Raw genomic sequence first — 22,685 nt, forward strand, 5'->3', positions numbered from 1 at the left:
AACTGTGCGGAGGTGGGACGACGAAATCGAATTCTAACGAATTACCGATTTCTGTTCCACTCTCTTTTACCATACAGATTCCCTCCGGTCAGGACCAGAGGGAATCTTTTTATTCACCAATTTCTTGGTTAAATTTATAAAAAGTACGTTTATAGATAGAAACAGTTGCAAGAGCTCCTATAGCTGCAATGAGAAGATAAATCACACTAGCAATCAAGGTGGTGAAGGCCACAGCGGATAGATAGAAAGCAAAACCTATCAGAATCAGCATAACGATAATAAAGACGAAGATCAATAATCCTCTCAGGGCAGCATTTCCTCTATTACGGTTCATCAGATCCGTTACAGTCGACCAATTGGTCGTTAAAAGCTTGTAGTCACGTCTAAAAGCGATCACACTCAAACTCAAACTGGTCAAAAACCAAATCAAAAGCATGGCTAGAAGGGAAAGGGGATGGACCCCAAAGTAGCAAGATACCCCTACTAAGAGCACGATCGGTAAAGCAGACTGAACTGAAAAGAGGATCCAAAATTTCTTCAAACAATAGCGTTTAAAGTCAATCGGAAGGGCACGAAGATAAGCGAAATTTTCCCGTTCCAAGGAGATCCCAATACTGGTCAAGCTTTCCACAGAGTTGAAAACTCCAATCATAAAAGCAATCAACGATAAAGGAAGCAGGTATTGGGGCGTGAGGTAGTTTTCAATTTGGAAGGAAGCTCGCGATGCTCCTAAAAACAAGCCAAATGTGAACAGATAAGGGAAAATCGCCATCATGAAGATAACCTGGGTCAGCAAGGTACCATCACTCAGAAGCCGTTTATGGTAGGAAACGGTAAAGCGATGAAAGGCCTTCTGATCTCCTAGCTTCATCTGACTGACCCGCTCCTTAACCGCATGACTAGAAGAAACCTCAAGGGCAGCATCATAGAAATGAGGCAAGACCTGACTTTTGACCAGCCAAAGGAGAACTGCTAGAACCAATACCCAAGCCAACATCCCCACTAGTGCAGCTGAATCCAAAGGATTCAAGATAAAGGTATGGAAGACCTCTATCGGAGGAAAAATGCTGGGTTGAGTGACCAAATCACCAGCTACCGAGTGCTCTGATTGGAGCATATTGATATAGAGATAGGCTCCAATGGAAATGAGACTACTCAATCCAATGATGAGGTTAGACACCAAACTGGTGTGCTTCTTAAAGACAGCTGATTTGGTAATCAGATGGGATAGGAACAAGGTGCCTAAAAAGAGGATGGAGAGGAGAATCATGGCACAAAGAAGGCCAAGAAGGAGCCCCACCAAAACATTTCCCCCTGCTTGAATAGGAAGAATGATGAAATAACTGATCATTGGAAGCAGGGCCATCAAGAGCACTAAAATGACCGAAATACTCTTTCCTGCAATCACTTCTGCATCCGAAAAGGCATAGGGACGATAAAATTGTAAATCCTTGCTTTCGTAAAAGACATTGTAAAAACTCATCAAGCCTTGGGATATGGCTAAGAGCGCAAAGAGCGTAATCATATTGACAAAGGGACCAGGGCTAGAGACAAAATCATTGGCACTAGAAAGTATCCCAAAAAGGAAGAGATAAAGGAGACCGATAAATATATAGGTCCGAATGGACTGGGCGGAAACATTGACCTTCCTAGTCGGATCCTTTTCCTGCTTCTTTCTAAATTTCGCTAATTGGGCAGGCTGAGTAGCGTAGATAATGTTGACATCGACTAGGCGACGAACCATTTTAAGACGCATCTGGACTCACCTCTTCTCTTCGACCAGCCAGTCCAAGATAAATGGACTCTAGGCTTTGTTCTGGGTGTTGCCCCTTTAATTCCTCGATAGTTCCATAAAAGATGAGGTTCCCCTTCTTCAGGATGGCAATCTTATCACAGAGTTGCTCTGCCACTTCGAGGACATGGGTAGAGAAGATGACAGTGTTGCCCTTATCCGCATGCTCCCGCATCATCTGCTTCAAATCGTAAGAGGCTTGGGGATCCAAACCAGTCATGGGCTCATCTAGAACCCAAATGTCTGGATCAGATAGAAGAGCCCCGATGACAAAGACCTTTTGGCGCATCCCATGAGAGAAGGACTCGATAACCTCATAACGATGACTAGCAAAGTCAAACAGATGCAACAACTGCTCCAAGCGGTCATCACATTCCTGCTGGCTCATATCATAAGAAGTAGCGACCAACTCCCAAAATTCATTGGCCGTCAAACGAAGGAAGAGATCTGGCGAATCGGCTACATAGCCGATTTTCTTCTTTATTTCCAAGCGATTGCTATAAAGGTCCTTCCCATCTACTAAGATTTTACCCGTAGTTGGGGTGATGACACTGACCAGACTCTTAATGGTCGTTGATTTCCCGGCTCCATTATGGCCGATCAAGCCGACAATTTGCCCATCTTCAATGGTTAAGTTCAAATGGTTCAATGCCAGTTGACCATCGTAATCCTTGGTGACTCCTTGAAATTCAATCATAGATTCTCCTTCTCCTATTCCACTTCCCTAATGAAAGAAAGTGGTTACTTATTTTGCCTATATTTTAGTCCTCTTTTCCTCATTTGTCAATGGAAAACTTAAGTATTAAAGCAATTCTTCAAAACGGTAGAGAAGGCCAAATAGATAGTTAGGGATGGTCTCCAGGAGATCCTCCCTAAAGACCCGCTCCCCTCTTTGATGGAGCTCCTTGCCCCAAGGCCCCAAATTGACTGCTGGCACTTGAATCTGGGCAATTTTTTCCAGATCCAACTCGTAGACTTGAGAAGGGGTCGCCAAACTATCCAAGACAACCTGATAGCTTGCTAGGTCTCTCTCCAGGGCACAATAACTGGTGTCACAAATGCCCATGAAGTATTCCTCCACCTTCAGGGACAGGCCGCGTTTTCCTAAATAATGGCGGTAATCATCCACCAGGGTGCCAATTTTAGGACTGGTATTCGGTAAAGAGCGACAGTTCATGGATGGGTAATAGGGTGGTGCAAAGCCAATAACGACCAATGGAGTCTTCTCCGCTAGGAAGTCTAAGTAAGCTTGGATCTGCTGGATGGCGATGGCCTGATAGCTGACTCCAGTTAAGAAAGCTTGGTAGGCCCTTTGCTCACATTGCTCTTGGAAGCTTGAAAAGCCTTCCTTCTTTTGGCAACGATCCAGCAATTCTTGATAGCTGATCACCCATGGCTGAGCTATCACATGTTCTTGGCCTGCTTGGTCCTGGAGGGACAGGTATTTGACGTAAAACTCATCAACCGCTTCCTGGCTCAACTCCTTGATGCGTTGCAGCAATTCCTGAGGGGTCTTTTTCAGATGCAGCACACTGAAATAGCCAGCAGCGTAGAGGACAGTCGATACATCATATTGCTCCTTCAAATCTCGCAGATAAGACCAAGAAGGGAGAGGAGACTGCTCTCCCAGCGCTTGGTCGGATAGGTCTGGATGGAGATCCAATTTCGATGCGACTGCGATTAAGAGAGAGAGGGCGTTGATTCCTTTTAGAGGCTCCTTCATATGGGATAAGACACCCTGAGTCACGACGACTGGCATGAGCTTGCCGACAGTACCGATGTGCAGGACCTTTTCCTTATCACTAGTGGCTTCAAAGGGTTCTGAATCGACCGCTAAGACATAGTCCAAGTCAAACTCATCTTTTAACTGACAGAGCAAACTTAATGCTCCTCTCATCCCGCGTGAATAGGACTCCTCATCTCCCACAGATAGGTAGAGGAGGTTGACCTGACCCCCTTCTGGATCGGAGGCGTAGGCTTCTAAGACACCCAGTTGGAGCGCTAAAGCCGCCTTCATGTCACAAGAACCTCGTCCAAATTGCCATTGGCCAGAATCTAGGTCCTCCTGCATTTCTGATCGAAAATCAATGCCCTTCAAGGCTTGAACCAGTGCCTCGGAATCCAAAGCTATAGGGGCTAGGGGACCGTAATCTTCTAGATCTACCGTATCGTGGTGGTGAAAAAGGATCACTGTCTTTTTCTTGCCCTTATCGACCAAGGCCCAATTGACACTGCGATGAAGATGGTCATTGGGAAGAGGGTGGCGACCAAAGTGCTGGGGGTGACTCTTGAAATATGGAATAGACCCAATTCGTTGGTCTAGATAGTCTTCTATCTCCCTTTCTGTCTCGGTATTAGTAAAGCTCGGTATGGACATTGCCTCATGAAAAATGATGGCGATTTGTTCTTGGAAATGTTCTATGGATCTCAATGGAAGCCTCCTTTTAGTAATAATAGATATCTCTCCTAGAATGAGTCTATAAGACCTCAATTATGGGACTTTCAACCAGCATTCAAACAGAATAACAACTAAACTGACAGCAGGGAAGATCCTACAGACATTCCTTCCTGTCAATCAAATGATGAAGACACTTCTTCGACTTATAGTCCCTTTTTAGACAGATTGAATCAACTTGAACAAAAGCGAAAAAATAGTTCCTATTCATGAGGGCAAATTCCCCATTTTTCTCATGCGAGAGCTTGTTTCCAGCACATTTTTCTTTCATCTAATAAAGACAGCGTTTTCGAGAGTGCAAACCTTTGCCCTATCCTGTCATTTTTGGTAAAATAAGGCATTATTCACGAAAGATGAGAACAAAATGGAAAATCAAACCTTAATGCAATATTTTGAATGGTACTTACCCTCGGATGCTCAACACTGGTCCCGCTTAGCTGCAGATGCCCCTCACCTGGCAGACTTGGGCATTCGTAAAATCTGGATGCCACCTGCTTTTAAAGCGACATCTGCCAATGATGTCGGCTACGGCGTCTATGACCTCTTTGACCTTGGAGAATTTGACCAAAAAGGGACTGTCCGCACCAAGTATGGATTCAAAGACGACTACTTGCAAGCCATCCATGCCTTAAAAGAAGCTGGAATTCAGCCCATGGCCGATGTGGTGCTCAACCATAAGGCAGCAGCCGATGGCCTTGAAAAATTTGAAGTGGTCGAAGTGGACCCTAACGATCGGACCATCGTCTTGACTGAGCCTTTTACTATCAAAGGATGGACCAAATTTACCTTTGATGGTCGAAATGGAGCCTACAATGACTTCCACTGGCACTGGTACCACTTCACCGGTACCGACTACGATGCTTCCCGCAATAAAAGTGGGATCTACCAGATCCAAGGGGACAACAAAGGCTGGGCTCAGGATGATCTGGTCGACAGCGAAAACGGAAACTACGATTACCTCATGTACGCTGATATTGACTTTAAACACCCAGAAGTGGTCGAAAACCTCAACCAATGGGCTGAATGGTTTATTGAAACAACTGGGGTGCAAGGCTTCCGACTAGATGCGGTCAAACACATTGACTCCTTCTTTATGAAGAACTTCATCCAGCAAATCACAGACAAATATGGAGACGATTTCTATGTATTTGGTGAGTTTTGGAACGGGGATGAACAAAGCAACAATGACTACCTAGCTAGCATTGACTATCAGTTCGACTTAGTCGACGTTGCCCTCCACCAAAATCTCTTTAGAGCTAGCCAAGAAGGGGAAAACTTTGATTTAACCACTATTTTCAATGGTACTCTCGCAAGCAATCATCCAGAAAGTGCTGTAACCTTTGTCGATAATCACGATACCCAGAGAGGACAAGCTTTAGAGTCCACTGTTGGTGAATGGTTCAAACCTGCCGCTTATGCCCTCATTCTCCTACGCGAGGCTGGACTTCCATGTGTCTTTTACGGAGACTATTACGGGATTTCAGGAGACTTTGCCCAGCAGGATTTCCAAGCCGAGCTTGATCAACTCCTTCGTATCCGCAAAGACTTATCCTACGGTGAACAAAGGGATTACTTTGACGATCCTAACTGCATTGGTTGGACTCGCTCTGGAACGGAAGAGTCTGCTCCTATCGCCTGCGTGATTTCAAATGCGGCTGCATCTACCAAACGCATGGAAATCGGCCAAGCATATGCAGGACAGACCTACTACGATGCCCTAGGAAATTACCAAGAACCCGTTCAAATCCAAGAAGACGGCTGGGCTGATTTCCCAGTCTCAGAACGCTCCGTCAGCGTATGGATTTTAGCAGACTAACTAGTAAATTAAATCGAGTAAAGAGGCTGGGACAAAAGTTCTAGCCTTTCAATTGTCTTTGGATTGTCGAGCAAGACGCAGTGGTTGAGTGGGCTCTACTACGCTGATTTCATCAGCTTTACAGCCCTACTCAACTGTGCGAAGGTGGGACAACGAAATCGAATTCTAACGAATTACCGATTTCTGTCCCACTCTCTTTCTTATATTTTATAGTAAACCACAGGTTCATTCTAACACCTTAGGAAAGCGCTGTCAATTCCTTATCTTATTCTGTTAACAAATTCATAAAAAGAAAAAACTCGCCCACTTCCATCACCGGAAATGAACGAGTTTGATTCGCTAAGAAGCCAAGGGCTCCTTTTATCTTAGCTTAATTCCGCAACAATCGCTTTGAGTTGTTCTTTGGTGTGAACACCAGCGACTTGTTTCACCACTTGGCCATCTTTTTTGAACAAGAGTGTTGGGATAGACATGATGCCAAAGTTACGAGCAGTGTTTGGATTTTCATCCACATCTATCTTAAAGATTTTCAAGTCATCTTCATGGATCTCTTCTGCCAACTGTTCCAAGATTGGTGCCTGCATCCGGCAAGGACCACACCAAGTTGCCCAAAAGTCCACCAAGACCAAGCCTTGGCTAGTTTCTTGTTCAAATGTTGCATCTGTTAGTACGTGTACCATAGTTCCTCCTTTGATCAGTGCTTTCCACTAATCTCTCATTGATAGTTCTATTCTACACCAAAATTCTAGTTTTTAGAAATATTTGCTACGTTCTCAGCCTTGGACATCTTCTTTCTTTTTCTTCCAGAAAAGAAGGCTAGACAAGAGGAGGGTACCTAACCCATAGTATCCTATCCATTCCTCTTCAGTGCCTGTTTGAGGAAGCTGACCTGCTTTTTCTTGCGCTGGAACTACTGCTTTACCCGTCTCATAGACAAATGTTTGTCCATAAGCAACAGATAGAGATTCTGATTTTACAGTTTCTTTCTCAGCCGTTTTGACGAGAGGACGAAGATTTGTACTAGCAGGACGCTCTGATCTACCATAACTTTCAGGCTTTGGAAGGACTGGCAGATGGTATTCTTCGATGGAATGAACTGCTGGTTCTACCAATTTAGCTCCTTGAATCTCAGGAAGGGCAGCATAAGCTGTATCAGCTGCATTAGGAAGATAAGTAGCTACTTGCGAACGCGTTCCTTCTACAATCGGAATGGTCGCACGGATCGAATCTGTCTTGAAGGTGACTTCGTATGGATTTTCCACTGTTAGATCTGATGGATCATAGGTATTGAAGACTAGGGCTAGCTTGTGGCCCTTTTTAACCGTATAGAGGTTTGGTTGAAGATGGACCGTATAGTCGTGGAATTCTCCAACTTTTGGCTCGATGCTATTTCTTGAGCTAGCTGAATCATAGCCAGACTCAGGGTTGGCCAGGTTGATCCATCCTTTGGCAATGACCTTGTATTTGGTCTTAATGGTCTCAAACTCTGCTACAGAGAGATTAGAAAGGTTACTTCCCATCCAGAAGCCGTCTGCTTTTTTATCTGCTTTGACGCCACCGTTGCCGACCACATCAAATTCCTCATCAGAGACGTCGACTAAAAGGGCATTGATCTGAAAGTTTTTGCCTTTCCCCTTAGCCAGGGCTGCCTTGAAGTGCACAGGGATATGCCCTTTGATGGTAGTATCTTCTGTCACTTCTGACACAAAGGTCATGTTGGCTTTTGAAGATCCTTGGCTCACAGTTTCGTTGCGTTTAGCAATCTCTATGCCAGCTCCTGCGTAGTCGCTTGAAATCGTCTCTTCCAAGCGTTTCGACTGGGCATTGAGGAAGAGGCGTTGTGAAGTCTTCCAGTTATCATAAGTGGTCCACTTGCTTGGGTCATAGTTGTTTTGAGCCAAGACAGCTGGTAATTTGTCAACTTGATTCTCTACCCCGTACAAGTAATGACTAAGCCAGGTATTCAAAAGATCATAGAAATCTTGGCCATTGGCCTGGATACCATAACCACGAGACATGGCTGCTGGATAGACGTGGTCTCCCTGGTGGAGATAGAGCTTGACATTTTGGCCTGCCTTCTTGAGGGCATCGTACATAAGTTCAAAATGCTTGGTTTTAACGTTGTCATCATTCAAGCCATGAACCAAGAGGGCACTGGTCTTGAATTTTTCAGGATGAAGGGTATAATCCCGCTCCTTCCAGACATCGCTGTAATTGCGTTCATGCGCATTTTGATCCTTGTTGAGCTGGTTGATATAGTTGGCATAATTTTGCCAAATACCTGCCCAATCGTCTTGATCAAGCATCCGCGTGCTAACGTAGAGGGAGAGCCATGAAAGGTCACTATAAGGTGCATTGCCAAACTGGGTTCCTTGGCTATTGAAATAATCATACCAAGAGGCGATTCCTGCTGCCGGAACGATAGTCTTTAGGCCTTCTACGCCTGTCGCTGCCACACCAAAGGTCGTGGTTCCAGCCCAGGATAGACCGGTCATAGCAACATTGCCAGTTGCCCAGTCTGCCTTGATTTCGACATTGCTAGTCTTATCGGTGTAGGCCTTGCGCTTGCCATTGACCCATTCGATGATATTCTTGAAGGCATTGACTTCGAGATCAGACCCTGTGGTGTTAAATCCTTCTGATCCCTTGGTACCAAGTCCTGCACTGGAGATAAAAGCATAGCCTCTGACCAAGAAATAGTCGTACCAGTTGAGATTTTCGTAGTCATAGATATACTCGTAGGGACTGTAGTAATACCAATCCGAAGCCTTGGCCTTCTTAGCCGCTTCTACTGTTGACGAGTTTCCAACTGCTTGTCGTTTAGCTGGTTGCTTCCGCAATTTCTTCATATCATAGGAGCCATCTGTCGGTAAGCCCAAACTTTCAAGGGTCACATAGTTCTCATCCAAGGTTCCTGCTACATAAGGACGTGCTTCCAAAATGGTCGCCGCCTTAAAGTCTCCCCTGGCAACTGCCTTAGGCAACTGGACAATGGCCTTTACTAAGTCCGGCTTGCCATCCGCATCTGTATCGTAATCGGTCTCTACATAGACTGGGAAGCGGACGATTTCGCTATCCTCATAGTGATAGTCTTCATTTGATTTTTCCCCAGTAGTATAAGGGAAGATGGGTTGAGCCCGCCCATTTAAAAAGAGAGGAGCTTTCTTTTCAGAGCGATAGGCATCATAGAGTTTCTTAGCAATGCTATACATATTGGTCAGCTCTTCTTGACTGACCTTGCGGTTCAAGTCCTCTTGAGTACTGATCATTCCTAGACTCTTAGCAAAGCGTTCCCGATCCGCAGCCGATTGACCGACCTGCTTGGAATCCGTCGCAGCCCACTGAAGCAATTCATCAACAGCATTTTGAACCGTTAATTCCTTATCCTTGAGCTCACTATTTGCCAAGCTTCCTGTATAAGAGGTCAAGGCTTGTCCCGTTGCTGGAGTTGATGTTCCTGTCGAAGCCGCTGGACTAGCTGGGACACCTACCCCCTGAGGTGCCTGTGGAAGGTTTGTTTTTTCAGTTACCGTCACGGTCTTTTCTTGTCCAACTGGCTGGTCAGCCTTCTCCATCTCTGCAGGACCAATTGGACTCGGTCCTGCAGGTTCAGAAACCTCTACTTCCTTCTTAGGATCCATACTTGGAGCGGATGCTGCTTGATCTGCTTGAGATTGGGAAGCTGCTCCTTCAGAAGCTACAGGCTCCGGAGCCACCTGAGTCACCACTTCTTTCGTTGGAGAAAGCTCTGCTAGGTTCTCATCTGCTGCTACCACTTGATTTAAGACAAAGGGAGCTAGCAGAAGGCTTGAAGCCACCATGGACACCACTGTTTTCTTTTTCATAAAAGAGACCTCACTATTTTGTAATCAATACAACTATTATACTATGTAAGCGCTTTTATAGCAAATTCTGAACAAGAAAAAAATCGAGGCAAATTTGCCTCGATCAAAAGATGCTTATTTCACATGATCTTTTAATTCTTCTTGAGCTTTTTGGTTAGACTCTGCTTGCTCTTTCTTCCATTTTTCAAGAGCTTTGTTGTAATCTTCGGTTGTTACAGCCTTGTCTTGAAGTTCCATACCTTTATAGACAACGTTGTCTTTCCCTTTACCACCGGTCCAGCCAAATGGTGCTGAGAATGGTACAACACGAGTCAAGAATGGACGACCAGTCTTAGAAGTGGTTGGGATGACCAAAGCACTATCAGTCAACCAAGCTTGAGCTGCAGCATATTTCTCATAACGTTTGTTAAGGTCTTGTGTTTCAGCTCCTGCTTCTGTTACCATCTTCTCAAAGTCGTAGAGACCAACTTTCTTAGCTGCCTCGTTGTTTTCGCTTGGGTCAAATCCAAGGAAGGTACGAGTGTTTTCACCAGAAGATGCTTTCAAGATATCAAGGTAAGTTGATGGGTCTTGATAGTCAGGGCTCCATCCAACGTTATCTGAGATATCCCAGTCTTCGTCTTCTGCCTTAGCAGCAAAGAGCGTCACGTTCAAGAGGTCTTCTTTAGATACCATGTGGATATCGACAACGACGTTTTCTTTTCCAAGCGTACTTTCAACCGATTGTTTGAAGGATTGAGCACGTTGAACCTTAGATTGAGTCGTTTGGTCTACTGGCATATCCAAGTGGATTGGGAATTTCACGCCATCTGCTTCAAGTGCAGATTTCGCTTTGGCAAACTCTTCTTTGGCTTGTTTTTCGTTGTAAAGACCATTCTGACCATCGTCAAGATTTGCATCTTTCCACTCGTCTCCATAAGTCACCAACTCAGATTTAACCATCTCACCGAAGGTCTTGCCATCTGCTTGAACGAATGTAGGTGGGATGTACAAGTTACGGATCAGTTTGCTTGCTCCATCTTTACCATTCGCTTGGGCAGCATAGGCTTCACGGTCAAAGGCAAAGCTGATTGATTGACGGAAGTCTTTGTTCAAAAGAGCTTTCTTAGTAGATGATTTTTCTTCATCTGTTGTTTTTGAAGTGTACTTGTAAGACTGACGGTCGATATTCACACCGATAACGAAGGTGCTGGCATCTTGAGGTGTGTAGATGATTTCATCTTTAAACTTCTTAGCTTGGTCTGTAAATCCAGGTCCAGTTGGGAACAATTTAGCAAGGCTAAGAGCATTGTCCTCAAATGAGTTCGCCAATTTACTTTGGTCTTGTCCATCATAGTATTCGAGCTTAACGTCTGTGATGTGAACATTGTCCTTATCCCAGTAGTTTTCATTCTTGCTCATCTCGATAGATGATTTAGAAGTAAAGCTCTTCAAGATGTATGGACCATTGTAAAGAAGAGAGCTAGTGTCACTTGCTTGGGCAAATTTATCCCCTTTAGATTCTACGAATTTCTCATTGATTGGGAAAGTGATCCCAAGAGTCAACTTAGAATTCCAGAAAGGCTCTGCCTGGTTCAAAGTGATTTGAAGGGTATGATCATCAACTGCTTTAATGCCTACATTTTTGAAGTCTGAAGTCTTACCTTCAACATAATCATTCAAGCCCTTGATAGAGTTTTGAATGATGTAGAGCATTTCAGACTTGTGGTCAGCGGCATACTTGATCCCTGCAACGAAGTCATCTGCTGTCACATCCGCGTACTCTTCCCCTTCCGAATCATACCATTTGGCATCATCACGAAGTTTGTAAGTATAAGTCAAGCCATCTTGAGAAACTGTCCAATCTTTAGCAAGTGAAGGAATCAAATTTCCATACTTGTCGTTTTCAAACAAACCATCGATCAAGTTTCCTGTGATTTCGTGGGTTGCAGCTTTACCAGATGTGATGTAGTTCAAGTTTTCAGGTTCTGTCTCATAGACGTAAGAGAATTTTTGACCTGACTCACTTGATTTTGAGCTTGAGCTTGATGATTTAGAACCACCAGAACATGCTGCAAGAATACCTGCTGAAAGAAGAGCTACTCCTGCAAGAGCAATGACATTTCTTTTTTTCATTGTTTACTCCTAATAAATTTTTAAGGTTGTCTTAAGATTATACCACAAAGATTTTCAGAAGAGAAGTAATTTTCTGAAAATTTATTAAATTTTGTAATTTTTCTTATCCTTAGCATTTATTAAAATGTGAACCATAGTCTACAAAGGCCTTAACATCGCTGGTTTTGCCCTCATGAAGGTCCCGAACAATTTTTGAGCCTACGATGACACCATCCGATACCTGATTAAAGCGTTGGATATCTTCTTGGGTGGAGACCCCAAATCCTGTCAGAACTGGAATAGTGGCCAAATCTCTCAAGGTCGCCAAGTGCTGATCCAAGTCATCCCGGTAATTGCCCATTTTCCCAGTAACTCCATTGATGGCTACCGCATAGATAAAGCCTTCTGCTTCTTGGATCAAGGCCTTTTGACGTTCGATGCCTGTGGTCAAGCTGACCAGGGGTACAAGGGCAATATCACTCCCTTCCAAGTAAGGTGCTATCATATCCGCATGTTCATTTGGCAAGTCGGGAATGATTAACCCTTTGACGGAGGTAGAAGCCAATTCTTTTATAAAGGCTTCAATCCCATATTGGTAGACTGGATTGATATAGGTCATGATGACCAGGGGAATCTTGGTCTCTTGTTCTTGAAGTTTTTTTACAATAGCGGTTAAGGTCACTCCCTTGGCCAAACTACGTTGCCCAGCCATTTCGATGACTGGCCCATCCGCTACAGGGTCCGACCAGGGAATCCCCACTTCAATAGCCGATGCTCCACTTTCTTCCAAGAGCTGAATGGTCTCAAAAAGCCCATCTAGTCCCTTCTCATGATCCCCCGCCATGATGTAAGGGACGAAGATCCCACGCTTGCTGTCTTTAATAGCTTGTAAATGCTGTGTTAGTGTTTTGGTCATCTCTACTTCCCTTCTGCTTCAAACCGTTCTTTCACCTGCATGACATCCTTGTCTCCGCGACCAGATAGGCAGATGATGAGATTTTGGTCCGGAGTCATTTGTGCTGCGACTTTTTGCGCTAGAGCGATAGCATGACTGGACTCCAATGCTGGAATGATCCCCTCCAAACGAGAGAGTAACTTAAATCCTTCGAGGGCTTCTTCATCCGTGATGGAATCATAGCTTGCTCGGCCAATTTCATTAAAATAGCAATGCTCTGGCCCCACACCAGGATAATCCAAACCAGCTGAGATGGAGAAAGCTTCCATGATCTGTCCATGGGCATCTTGAAGTACTTCCATCAAGGCTCCGTGAAGGATTCCTGGACGACCTTTGGCAAAGGTCGCTGCGTGTTTGTCCGTATCCAAACCAAGACCAGAGGCTTCTGCTCCGTACATGGCTACAGATTCGTCTTCTACGAAGGGGTAGAACATGCCAATGGCATTGGAGCCTCCACCGATACAGGCTAGGACCGCGTCAGGAAGTTTTCCACCCGAGACTTCAGCAAACTGACGTTTGGCTTCCTTACCAATCACGGATTGAAAATCTCGGACAACCTCTGGGAAGGGAGCTGGTCCAAGGGCTGATCCCATGATGTAGTGAGTATCATCAATCCCAGCTACCCATGCACGAAGGGCCGCATTGACCGCATCTTTTAGCACGCGCGATCCGTCTGTCACACTATGGACTTTTGCTCCCAAGAGCTCCATCCGAAAGACATTGAGGGCTTGGCGTTTGACATCTTCTTCCCCCATGTAGATGGTACACTCCATCTCAAAGAGTGCTGCTGCCGTCGCTGTTGCAACTCCGTGTTGACCAGCCCCTGTCTCCGCGATGATCTTCTTCTTGCCCATCCGTTTAGCCAGCAAGACCTGACCAAGAGCATTGTTAATCTTGTGGGCCCCTGTATGGTTGAGGTCTTCCCGTTTCAGGTAGATTTGTGCCCCACCGATGTGCTTGGAGAGGCTTTTGGCGTGGTATAGTGGAGTCTCCCGCCCTACATAATTCTTGAGCAAGTCATCCAATTCCGCTTGAAAACTTGGGTCTGCTTTGGCTTCTCTGTATGCCTTATCCAGTTCGATCACGGCTGTCATCAGGGTTTCTGGGACAAACTGGCCCCCAAATTTTCCATAAAACCCTTTTTCATCCGGTAGTTGATAGTTCATGCTTTCGCTCCTTCTATAAATGCTTTTATCTTTTCTATATCTTTGTGTCCGTCTGTTTCGACCCCCGAAGAGACATCCAAGGCATAGGGCTGAAAGGTCTCTCGAGCTTGGCGGACATTGTCCACTGTCAAGCCCCCTGCAATAAAGAAATCCTGCTGGATCTTCTGATCTTTCAGCAAGTCCCAATCAAAGGTTTGGCCACTCCCAGCTACTGGAGCATCAAAGAGCAGATATTCTGCCTGGCTTGACACTTGGGCTTCCCCATCTCTGAGCTGGATCGCGCGAATGACGGGAACTGATATATTTGGAATCTGATCTTCATCAAAATTTCCATGAATTTGAACGATATCTAAGGGAACCTGAGCAATGGCTTGCTCCAAGTCCTCTAGACTGGGTGAGACAAAGACTCCGACAATTTTTGTCTTGCCAGTCACCAGTCTCGCCAATTCGTGGGCTTGCTCCAGACTGACTTGTCGCTTGCTCTTAGCGAATACAAAGCCGATATAGTCTGCTCCTGCTAGGACAGCCGTCTCCACGGCTTCCACTGTGGACAGGCCGCATATTTTAACCTTTGTCAATTTGTAACTCCTTGACTTTTTCTGCTACATCTCCTGCTGTCATGAGGGCAGTCCCTACCAAGATCCCATTAAAGTAGGGAGCGACTAGAGCCGCATCTGACCCATTAAAAATAGCGGACTCCGATATATAAACCGGCTGGTCTTTGAAATGCGTGGACAATTCAAGACTGGTATTCAGATCCGTTTCAAAGGTGACCAGGTTCCGGTTGTTGACCCCGATAATGTCCGCCCCGATCCGATGAGCGATTTCGAGCTCAGGTAAGTTATGGGTCTCTACAAGCACTTCCAAACCTAGCCCCGTCGCAAAGTCGTAAAGTTCTTTAAGCCGGGCTTCTGGCAGGGCTGCGACAATCAAGAGAATGACCGTCGCTCCGGCATTGCGAGAGCGAACGATTTGCTTCTCATCGATGATAAAGTCCTTGGCCAAGGTTGGAATCGACACTTGGGAAGAAATCTCACGAAGGTAGTCGAGATCTCCCTTGAAAAAGACTTGGTCCGTCAGGACTGAGATCATGGCTGCCCCATTTTCTTCATAGGTCTTGGCTTGGGCGACAATATCCACATCCAAGTTAATATCCCCCATACTAGGGCTGGCTTTCTTCACCTCAGCGATGATCTGCAATTGCTCTTGATGGCTCTTGAGAAAATCATAGAGACGGTAGGTCTGACGAAGAGGCTGGAGGTCTTCCATGACCATTTGGGCCACTTCTTTTTCTTTTTGTTCTAGGATTGTCGGTAGAAAGGCTTTACTCATACTTGAACCTCTTGTAAGTGTTGCAATTTAGCAAGGGCAGAACCATCCGCAATCAAGTGACGCGCTAGCTCCACACCTTCTTTGATACTTGCGACTTTTCCATTGGCATAGAAACCAAGACCAGCATTGAGAACTGTTGTTTCCAGATAAGGGCTGGCTTCATTCTTCAAGACACTGAGGAGAATTTCTGCATTTTCCTTGGCATCGCCACCAGTTATTTCAGACAGCTCCACCTTGTCCATCCCCAGATCTTCATAGGTAAAGGTATGCTGGCTGATCTTGCCGTCTTCTAGGAGGGTATAGGTATTGGTTCCATAAAGAGCTGCCTCGTCCATATTGTCAGGACCAGTGATGACGACGGCACGTTTGCGTCCCAGTTGCTGGATGGCACGCGCGACAATCTCTTGCAACTCGACACGATAAAGCCCCATGAGTTGGGTTTCTAGATCTAATGGATTAGCAAGAGGACCGACCAGGTTCATAATGGTTGGAATCCCCATAGCTTGACGAGCAGGGCCAATGAAGCGCATAGCCGGATGCATGGTCTGCGCAAAGATAAAGGCCAAGCCAACCTCGTACAAGGCTTTAGAAAGGGTCTCTGGCGAGGCAGCCACGTTGATGCCCAGCGCTTCTAGGACATCTGCAGAGCCTGACTTAGAAGAAACAGAGCGATTACCGGCCTTAGCCATGCGGATCCCTCCAGCAGCCAAAACGAAGCAAACGGTCGTCGAAATGTTAAAGCTATAGGATTGGTCACCGCCAGTCCCACAGTTGCACATGGCATCTGAGAAGGTTTCTGGCAATACCGTCGCATGGGCCTTTAAGGCACGTACAATTCCGGTAATTTCATCTGCTGTTTCTCCCTTGGTTTTGAGTCCCATCAAAAAGGCAGCGATTTGACTTTCTGATAGTTGGTTCTGCAAGATTTGATCAAAGACCTCTTGGACCTGCTCTTGCGTCAAGTCTTGGCGATTAGAGATTTGTAAGAATAGTTCTTTCATAAGGGTTTCCTCTTGTCTTTTCTATACGTTTCAATAGAAATTTTAGCTGCTAGGAACTGCTGGTCTAGTCTAGGACGAGCTTCACAAAATTTTCGATCATTTTTAGACCATCTGGACTACCGATACTCTCAGGATGATACTGAAGTCCGTAGATGGGCAGGTTCTTGTGTTGGATGGCCATGATTTCTTGGTCGTCCGTGGTAATGGCTGTTACCTCAAATTCTTCTGGCATTTGGTCTACTACGATAGAATGGTAACGCATGATGGGCACATCATTTTCAATGTCCTTGAAAATGGGAGATGGCGTTTCAAAGGTAATCTGGCTTTGTTTGCCATGCATGACATTCTTAGCCAGGCACAACTTGCCGCCAAAGGTCTCCGCCAGGGCTTGGTGACCTAAGCAAATCCCCAACATAGGTTTCTTACCTGCAAAGTCTTTGATCATGGCTTCCATTTTCCCAGCATCTGCTGGCCAGCCTGGCCCCGGGGAGAAGACGAGGGCATCTGACACTTCCGCCTGCTCATACAAGCGCTCATCATCATTTCGCAAGACTTCGACCTCTGTAAAAGTTCCCAGGTATTGGGCCAAATTATAGGTGAAGGAATCGTAATTATCCACTAATAAAATCATTGAACATCTCCTATTCTTGTCATCGATTTTGCCTTGTTAATCGTCTCGTAAAATTCATTCTCCGGAACACTGTCGTAGACAATCCCTGCTCCAGCCTGGACGTAGGCCTTTTGATTCTTGATAATCATGGTCCGGATGGCAATGGCAAAGTCCATGTCCCCTGTCGCAGAGAGGTAACCAATAGCTCCCGCATAGACACCACGTTTTTCCTGTTCCAACTCATAAATCCGACGCATGGCCCGAATCTTAGGAGCCCCAGACACTGTTCCAGCTGGCAAGGTGGATTTGAGTGCATCGAGAGCTGTTAAGTGTGGCAGGAGTTGCCCCTTGACCACACTGGTCAGGTGCATGACATAGCGGAAATACTCGACTTCCATATACTTGGTCACTTCGACCGTCCCGTTTTGAGCGATTTTCCCGATATCATTTCGTCCCAGATCCACTAGCATGCGGTGCTCGGCTGTTTCCTTGATATCGTGAAGGAGTTCATGAGCCAGAGCTTGGTCCTCTTCTTCCGTCGCTCCACGAGGTCGGGTTCCAGCGATTGGATTGGTGGTCACCTCTCCCTTCTTCACCGATACCAGGCTTTCAGGACTGGCCCCAATAATCTGGTAGTCGCCAAAGTCATAGAAATAGAGATAGTTGGATGGGTTGGTCACGCGCAAATTCCGGTAATAATCCAAAGGATCACCCTCAAAGTCTGCTAAGAAGCGTTGACTGAGGACACATTGGAACATATCGCCTTCACGGATCAGCTTTTTGGCCTTCTCCACCATCTCCATAAAGACTTCCTTCTCGATGTGGTTGGTGAAGTGGAGGGCCTGTAAGGCCTGAGGGGTGAACTCGTTGGGCGCTTGGGTTTGCAGATCGGTCACCACTTGCCCCAGTGATTGGCGGACCGCATCATTGCTTCGACCAGAGTAGATATTGTCTTCCACCACATAGACTTTTTCCTTCTTGTGATCAAAAATCAAATAGGACTCGTAGATGAAGAAATGCATATCTGGCGTCCCGATGGTATCCTGAGGAATGGATCCAATCTCTTCATAGACTCCAATCATATCGTAGCCTGCAAAACCGATGGCCCCACCAGCGAAAGGAAGATCAGACGTCAGCCCCTTGACCGTTACCTGGTGGAGGTAGTCAAAAGGATCTTGCTCCAGCACCTTGCCATTCTCATACAGGATGCCATCCTGATAGGTCACCTCAAATACTGGATTGTATGCCACGATAGAAAAACGGGCATTCTCCTTCTCACGCGGGATTGACTCAAGGATGACCTTATGGTCACCTTGGACACGCATGTAGGCTAGAATGGGGGTTAAGGTATCAGCTGGTAAAATTTTTTTCATAGGAATTCCTTTCTTTTCCTAGGGACAAAGCGATGCAAGTCCTAATCCAAGCACATCCAATACTCTTCAAAGTTAGCAAGCTGACCAACTTCAACAGAATACAAAAAAACTCACAGAGTAACACTCTGTGAGGGCATTAAATCAGGTTTAACACGGTACCACCTCAGTTAATGGTCAAAAGGGTAGAAAGCGACCATTATCTCTATCTCCTCTAACAAGGAGTCGCACTATAAGGGGTGCCTACCGAGAAGAATATGTGTTATCTTCTCCTACTCTAAACAATCAGCCCAATGTTCACTAACTCCGACTACCTGCTCACAATACCCGCAGGCTCCCTGAAAATCTTAGACTAGTTACTTTCTGATTTACTACATATTTTACTACTTTTTTTTGGCTTGTCAAGAATTTTTTGACAGTTTATCCTAAAAAATCTACCCAGTTAACTTGACCAGGCAGATTCAATCCTATGTTTTAACCTTGAAAACGAAGCTTATTTGACCAAGTCGCTCTTGAGATAGGCATCGACCATACGCTCTGTTGCCACCACAGAATCCACGTGGGTCCGCTCATAGGAGTGGCTAGACTCGATCCCTGCTCCGAGAAGACCATGCTTGACTTCTGCTCCTGCACTCATGGCTGCGGAGGCATCGGATCCATAGAAAGGATAGATGTCCAGTTTGTAAGGGATATTTTGCTCCTTGGCCAAGGCCACCAAGTGCTGACGGAAACCGTAGTGATAAGGACCTGAAGCATCTTTGACACAGATAGAAACGGTGTACTCGTCTGTCTGCTGGTCATCTCCCATCGCCCCCATGTCCACTGCCAAGTATTCAACCGCTTGAGCTGGGATGCTGGAGTTAGCCCCATGCCCTACTTCTTCAAAGACAGAAAAGGCAATGTGAGTCGTCACTGGTAGGGTCACGCCTTCTTCCTTGTAGAGGCGGAGGAGGTTGAGCAAGATAGCGGCGCTGACCTTGTCATCCAAATGACGAGACTTGATAAAGCCTGTATCCGTGACAATAGTCCGAGCATCAAAGCTGATAAAGTCTCCCACTTCGATCCCCAAGTCACGCGTTTCTTTTTCATTGGTCACTTTTTCATCCAAGCGCACTTCCATATTGTCCTGGGTCCGCTCCACAGTTCCCGCATCCTTGTAGACATGGCAAGAGGTTTGGTGGACAAGGATAGTACCCGAATGAGTCTTTCCTGTATTGGCCACATGGACGGTACAGTTTTCCCCTTCAATCATGTTCCAAGGGAAGCCCCCGATGCGATCCAGTTTGAGACGGCCATCTGGCTTAACTGCCCGTACGATCGCTCCAAGCGTATCCACATGGGCTGTGATGTAGCGGTGTTGCTCGTCATTTTCCCCCTTGAGGACAACGGTCACACCCCCCTTAGCCGTCCGGATCGGACTGTAGCCCATCTCTGTCAAAGTCTTGACCAAGTATGCTGCTACTTCTTCCGTATAGCCTGTCGGTGATGCGATGGCTGTGAGTTCTTTTAGATATTCAACTGTTTGATTCATGAATTTCTCCTTCAATAATCTGCTAGTACGATTATAGCACGACTGCCTTTAAAAGACTAGCAAAGCAAGACAGCAAAAAAGAGTCAGCAGATGGAAATTGCAATCTGCTGACTCTTTTCTTACTTTCGATCTTGATCCAATCTATAGCTGCAGAAACTAAGTTCCCACAGAGAAGATAGGAACATTAGCTAGTTAAACCTCCAACCAACTTATAAGCAGTTACCAAAGCATTTGTCATGGTATCACGGGTTGCTTTAAAGGATTCAATAAAGGCAGCACGGTGCTCTTCTGGGAAAAGCGTTGTATCGTCTCCAAATTGAGCAAGAGTTTCATTCAAAGAAGCCAACTCTTCATCCATCTTCTTGATACCAGGTTCCAAGGCCTTGAAATAAGATTCTTGTTCAGATTTTGGCAACTTTTCTCCCAATTCATTGGCATGCTTCTTGTAATTTTCAGCTAGTTTAGCATAAAGCGCCTTGATTTCACCGATTGTTTTCGCATTTTCAATTTCTTGATCTGTTACCAAAACAACTTCTGGAGCTGTTGCTTGAGCGCCAGATCCTGATGAAGATTGACTGGAAGAACTACTTGTATCATCCGTCAATTCAAATTTCTTTGATGAAGATGATTTCTTCTTAGATGAGGAAGACTTCTTAGAAGAAGATTTCTCCACCTTGCTTGAAGACTTCTCTGAAGAAGCCTTTGGTTTTGCAGTTTGATTTCCCGAACATGCGACCAAGGTTAAGACCGAGAGAAGGGTAATACCGCTTGCGACTAATTTTTTCATGGTTGACTCCTATTCATAATTCATTTATAGAATTATATCTAAAATTATTTCGAATGTCAAAGCATTATAATATCTTAGCTCCTTCTGCTGACGGTACATTTTTAAAGATGAGATAGACCTTCTAGCCTCTATAGTCCTTTCTTAAACTGTCGGACTTTTATCATTTGAGACAAAAGCCTTGTAAAATTAAATGGATTTAATTATAATAATTCTAAATAAGAAACCAGGAGACATATATGACTGAAACAAAACATGGTCTTGATGCTTCTTTCAACGACCGCTTAAATATTTTACGGGCAGGAGTCCTTGGAGCAAACGATGGGATCATCTCAATTGCTGGAGTTGTTATCGGGGTTGCCAGTGCGACCAGTAATCTCTGGATCATCTTCCTCTCTGGCCTCTCTGCAATTCTGGCCGGTGCCTTCTCTATGGCCGGGGGTGAATACGTGTCTGTATCGACCCAAAAGGATACAGAAGAAGCTGCTGTGAATCGGGAGCAAGCCCTTCTGGATCGGGATCCAAAAGCTGCACGCGACTCTCTCTATGCAGCCTATATTCAAAACGGCGAATGCGAAACTGCTGCTCAAATCATGACCGAGCGGGCCTTTCTCAAACACCCTCTCAAGGCCTTGGTCGAAGAAAAGTATGGCCTGGAGTTTGAAGAGTTTACCAATCCTTGGCATGCGGCCATCTCTAGTTTTGTAGCTTTTGTCCTTGGCTCTCTTCCTCCTATGCTGTCCATCCTTCTCTTTCCAAAAGAAATCCGCATTCCAGCAACAGTCTTCATCGTAGCCCTCTCCCTTCTCTTTACCGGCTACACCAGTGCCAAGCTAGGAAAAGCTCCCACCAAGCAAGCCATGATCCGTAACTTGGTCATTGGACTACTTACTATGGGTGTTACTTATCTCTTCGGACAATTGTTTAGTATCTAAAAAAGCTGAGACTTCTGTCTCAGCTCAATTTGAAGATTTAATCCTCTAAAAAACTTTCCTTAGGTGAGTACGGACGTCAGCGAACTTCGTAGAAGTTCCATGACTTAGTTTTGGACCTAAGGTTCCAAAACTCCCGAGTGCCTGAAACAATTACGTTTCAGGCACTTTTCTCACAGCGGAAAGTTTTTGTTCTACTTAAATGACTAAAAATAAAAGTCATTATTTTAATGAATCATCTAGATAGTCTATGCAAAAAGTAGTTTGCCCACTTTCTAAGAGGCTGGAACAAAAGTCCCAGCCTCTTAATTGTCTTTGGATTGTCGAGCAAGACGCAGTGGTTGAATGGGCTCTACTACGTTGATTTCATCAGCTTTTACAGCCCTACTCAACTGTGCGGAGGTGGGACGACGAAATCGAATTCTAACGAATTATCGATTTCTGTCCCACTCTCTTTTCTTATGCTTCCAATAAGGCTTGGACTTGTTTTTCCAATCCTGCGATGGCTTCGTCTGTTAAGACCAATTCACCTGTTGCCCAGGCTTCTGGGTTAACGGTTGTTCCTGTGAATTCTCCCACTACTTGGGTACGAACGAATGGTAAGAGCGCTTGGTAAGCCGCAAACATTGGCTCGTGTCCTGCATTAGCGACTGAAGAGACAGTTACGATCTTGTCTTGAAGGGCAGATGGACCACGAGTTTCTGACAGGTCAAGGGCACGGCTAAGCCAGTCGATCAGGTTTTTCACTACACCTGGAATGGCAAAGTTGTAGACTGGTGAGAAGATCCAGATGGCATCCGCAACAAGGACCGCATCACGCGCTGCTTGCACTGCTGGCAAAGTCGGTGTTTCCAAATCTTGGTTCATCATAGGGATGTCCTTGTAGTCTAAGTAAGTCACAGTTGCTTTTCCTTCAAGAAGGCTTTCTGCTTTCTGAGCCATTTGGTGGTTAAAAGATCCTTGACGAAGGGATCCGACGATAAATAAAATGTTATTCATAGC

At 45.4% G+C, this 22,685-nt stretch carries 18 protein-coding genes; 2 read left to right on the plus strand and 16 right to left on the minus strand.

Annotated elements, in window-relative coordinates:
• Positions 1-109: 109 nt before the first annotated feature.
• From L0M85_RS08300 to L0M85_RS08310, 3 genes are all read right to left on the minus strand, one after another.
• Positions 110-1,756 (minus strand): hypothetical protein, encoded by a 1,647-nt coding sequence (locus L0M85_RS08300; protein ID WP_048690513.1) that lies wholly within the window; start codon positions 1,754-1,756, stop codon positions 110-112.
• Positions 1,746-2,489, minus strand: coding sequence for an ABC transporter ATP-binding protein (locus tag L0M85_RS08305; RefSeq protein ID WP_048690515.1), 744 nt, complete (start codon positions 2,487-2,489; stop codon positions 1,746-1,748). Before L0M85_RS08305 ends, L0M85_RS08300 begins: the two co-directional genes overlap by 11 nt.
• A gap of 105 nt (positions 2,490-2,594) precedes the next feature.
• Positions 2,595-4,169, minus strand: a complete 1,575-nt coding sequence (locus L0M85_RS08310; RefSeq protein WP_238656859.1) for a M20/M25/M40 family metallo-hydrolase — start codon at positions 4,167-4,169, stop codon at positions 2,595-2,597.
• 442 nt (positions 4,170-4,611) lie between these two features.
• Between L0M85_RS08310 and L0M85_RS08315 the strand changes: the two genes are divergently transcribed.
• On the plus strand, positions 4,612-6,063 hold the full coding sequence (locus L0M85_RS08315; RefSeq protein WP_238656831.1) for an alpha-amylase: 1,452 nt from the start codon (positions 4,612-4,614) through the stop codon (positions 6,061-6,063).
• A 365-nt stretch (positions 6,064-6,428) separates the two neighbouring features.
• Here the strand turns inward: L0M85_RS08315 and trxA are convergent, their stop codons facing one another.
• The 12 genes from trxA to L0M85_RS08375 form a co-directional block, all read right to left on the minus strand.
• Positions 6,429-6,743 (minus strand): thioredoxin, encoded by a 315-nt coding sequence (trxA, locus tag L0M85_RS08320; RefSeq protein WP_125335896.1) that lies wholly within the window; start codon positions 6,741-6,743, stop codon positions 6,429-6,431.
• Positions 6,744-6,836: 93 nt separating this feature from the next.
• Positions 6,837-9,908, minus strand: a complete 3,072-nt coding sequence (locus tag L0M85_RS08325; protein WP_238656832.1) for a CocE/NonD family hydrolase — start codon at positions 9,906-9,908, stop codon at positions 6,837-6,839.
• 114 nt (positions 9,909-10,022) lie between these two features.
• Positions 10,023-12,023: a peptide ABC transporter substrate-binding protein gene (locus L0M85_RS08330; RefSeq protein ID WP_238656833.1), complete on the minus strand. Its 2,001-nt coding sequence runs from the start codon at positions 12,021-12,023 to the stop codon at positions 10,023-10,025.
• 109 nt (positions 12,024-12,132) lie between these two features.
• Entirely contained in the window at positions 12,133-12,918 is a 786-nt protein-coding gene (trpA, locus tag L0M85_RS08335; protein ID WP_129821935.1) for a tryptophan synthase subunit alpha, read from the minus strand.
• Between the two features lie 2 nt (positions 12,919-12,920).
• On the minus strand, positions 12,921-14,123 hold the full coding sequence (gene trpB / locus L0M85_RS08340) for a tryptophan synthase subunit beta (RefSeq protein WP_238656834.1): 1,203 nt from the start codon (positions 14,121-14,123) through the stop codon (positions 12,921-12,923).
• Positions 14,120-14,701: a phosphoribosylanthranilate isomerase gene (locus L0M85_RS08345; protein WP_238656835.1), complete on the minus strand. Its 582-nt coding sequence runs from the start codon at positions 14,699-14,701 to the stop codon at positions 14,120-14,122. Before L0M85_RS08345 ends, trpB begins: the two co-directional genes overlap by 4 nt.
• On the minus strand, positions 14,688-15,455 hold the full coding sequence (trpC, locus tag L0M85_RS08350; protein ID WP_238656836.1) for an indole-3-glycerol phosphate synthase TrpC: 768 nt from the start codon (positions 15,453-15,455) through the stop codon (positions 14,688-14,690). Before trpC ends, L0M85_RS08345 begins: the two co-directional genes overlap by 14 nt.
• On the minus strand, positions 15,452-16,456 hold the full coding sequence (trpD, locus tag L0M85_RS08355) for an anthranilate phosphoribosyltransferase (RefSeq protein WP_238656837.1): 1,005 nt from the start codon (positions 16,454-16,456) through the stop codon (positions 15,452-15,454). Before trpD ends, trpC begins: the two co-directional genes overlap by 4 nt.
• Before the next feature lie 64 nt (positions 16,457-16,520).
• Entirely contained in the window at positions 16,521-17,087 is a 567-nt protein-coding gene (locus tag L0M85_RS08360; RefSeq protein ID WP_238656838.1) for an aminodeoxychorismate/anthranilate synthase component II, read from the minus strand.
• Positions 17,084-18,439 (minus strand): anthranilate synthase component I, encoded by a 1,356-nt coding sequence (gene trpE / locus L0M85_RS08365; RefSeq protein WP_238656839.1) that lies wholly within the window; start codon positions 18,437-18,439, stop codon positions 17,084-17,086. Before trpE ends, L0M85_RS08360 begins: the two co-directional genes overlap by 4 nt.
• Positions 18,440-18,929: 490 nt before the next feature.
• The gene (locus L0M85_RS08370) at positions 18,930-19,967 is read right to left on the minus strand and encodes a M42 family metallopeptidase (RefSeq protein WP_238656840.1); all 1,038 of its coding nucleotides are present in this window, start codon (positions 19,965-19,967) and stop codon (positions 18,930-18,932) included.
• A 184-nt stretch (positions 19,968-20,151) separates the two neighbouring features.
• On the minus strand, positions 20,152-20,754 hold the full coding sequence (locus tag L0M85_RS08375) for a hypothetical protein (RefSeq protein ID WP_238656841.1): 603 nt from the start codon (positions 20,752-20,754) through the stop codon (positions 20,152-20,154).
• Positions 20,755-20,990: 236 nt separating this feature from the next.
• Between L0M85_RS08375 and L0M85_RS08380 the strand changes: the two genes are divergently transcribed.
• Positions 20,991-21,686: a VIT family protein gene (locus L0M85_RS08380; protein WP_238656842.1), complete on the plus strand. Its 696-nt coding sequence runs from the start codon at positions 20,991-20,993 to the stop codon at positions 21,684-21,686.
• A gap of 456 nt (positions 21,687-22,142) precedes the next feature.
• Here the strand turns inward: L0M85_RS08380 and L0M85_RS08385 are convergent, their stop codons facing one another.
• Positions 22,143-22,682, minus strand: coding sequence for an NADPH-dependent FMN reductase (locus tag L0M85_RS08385; RefSeq protein WP_238656843.1), 540 nt, complete (start codon positions 22,680-22,682; stop codon positions 22,143-22,145).
• Between the last annotated feature and the right edge of the window lie 3 nt (positions 22,683-22,685).

It is taken from the genome of Streptococcus sp. DFI.7.26 (assembly GCF_022240605.1).
In the GTDB taxonomy this organism is placed as follows: Bacteria; Bacillota; Bacilli; order Lactobacillales; family Streptococcaceae; genus Streptococcus; species Streptococcus xiaochunlingii.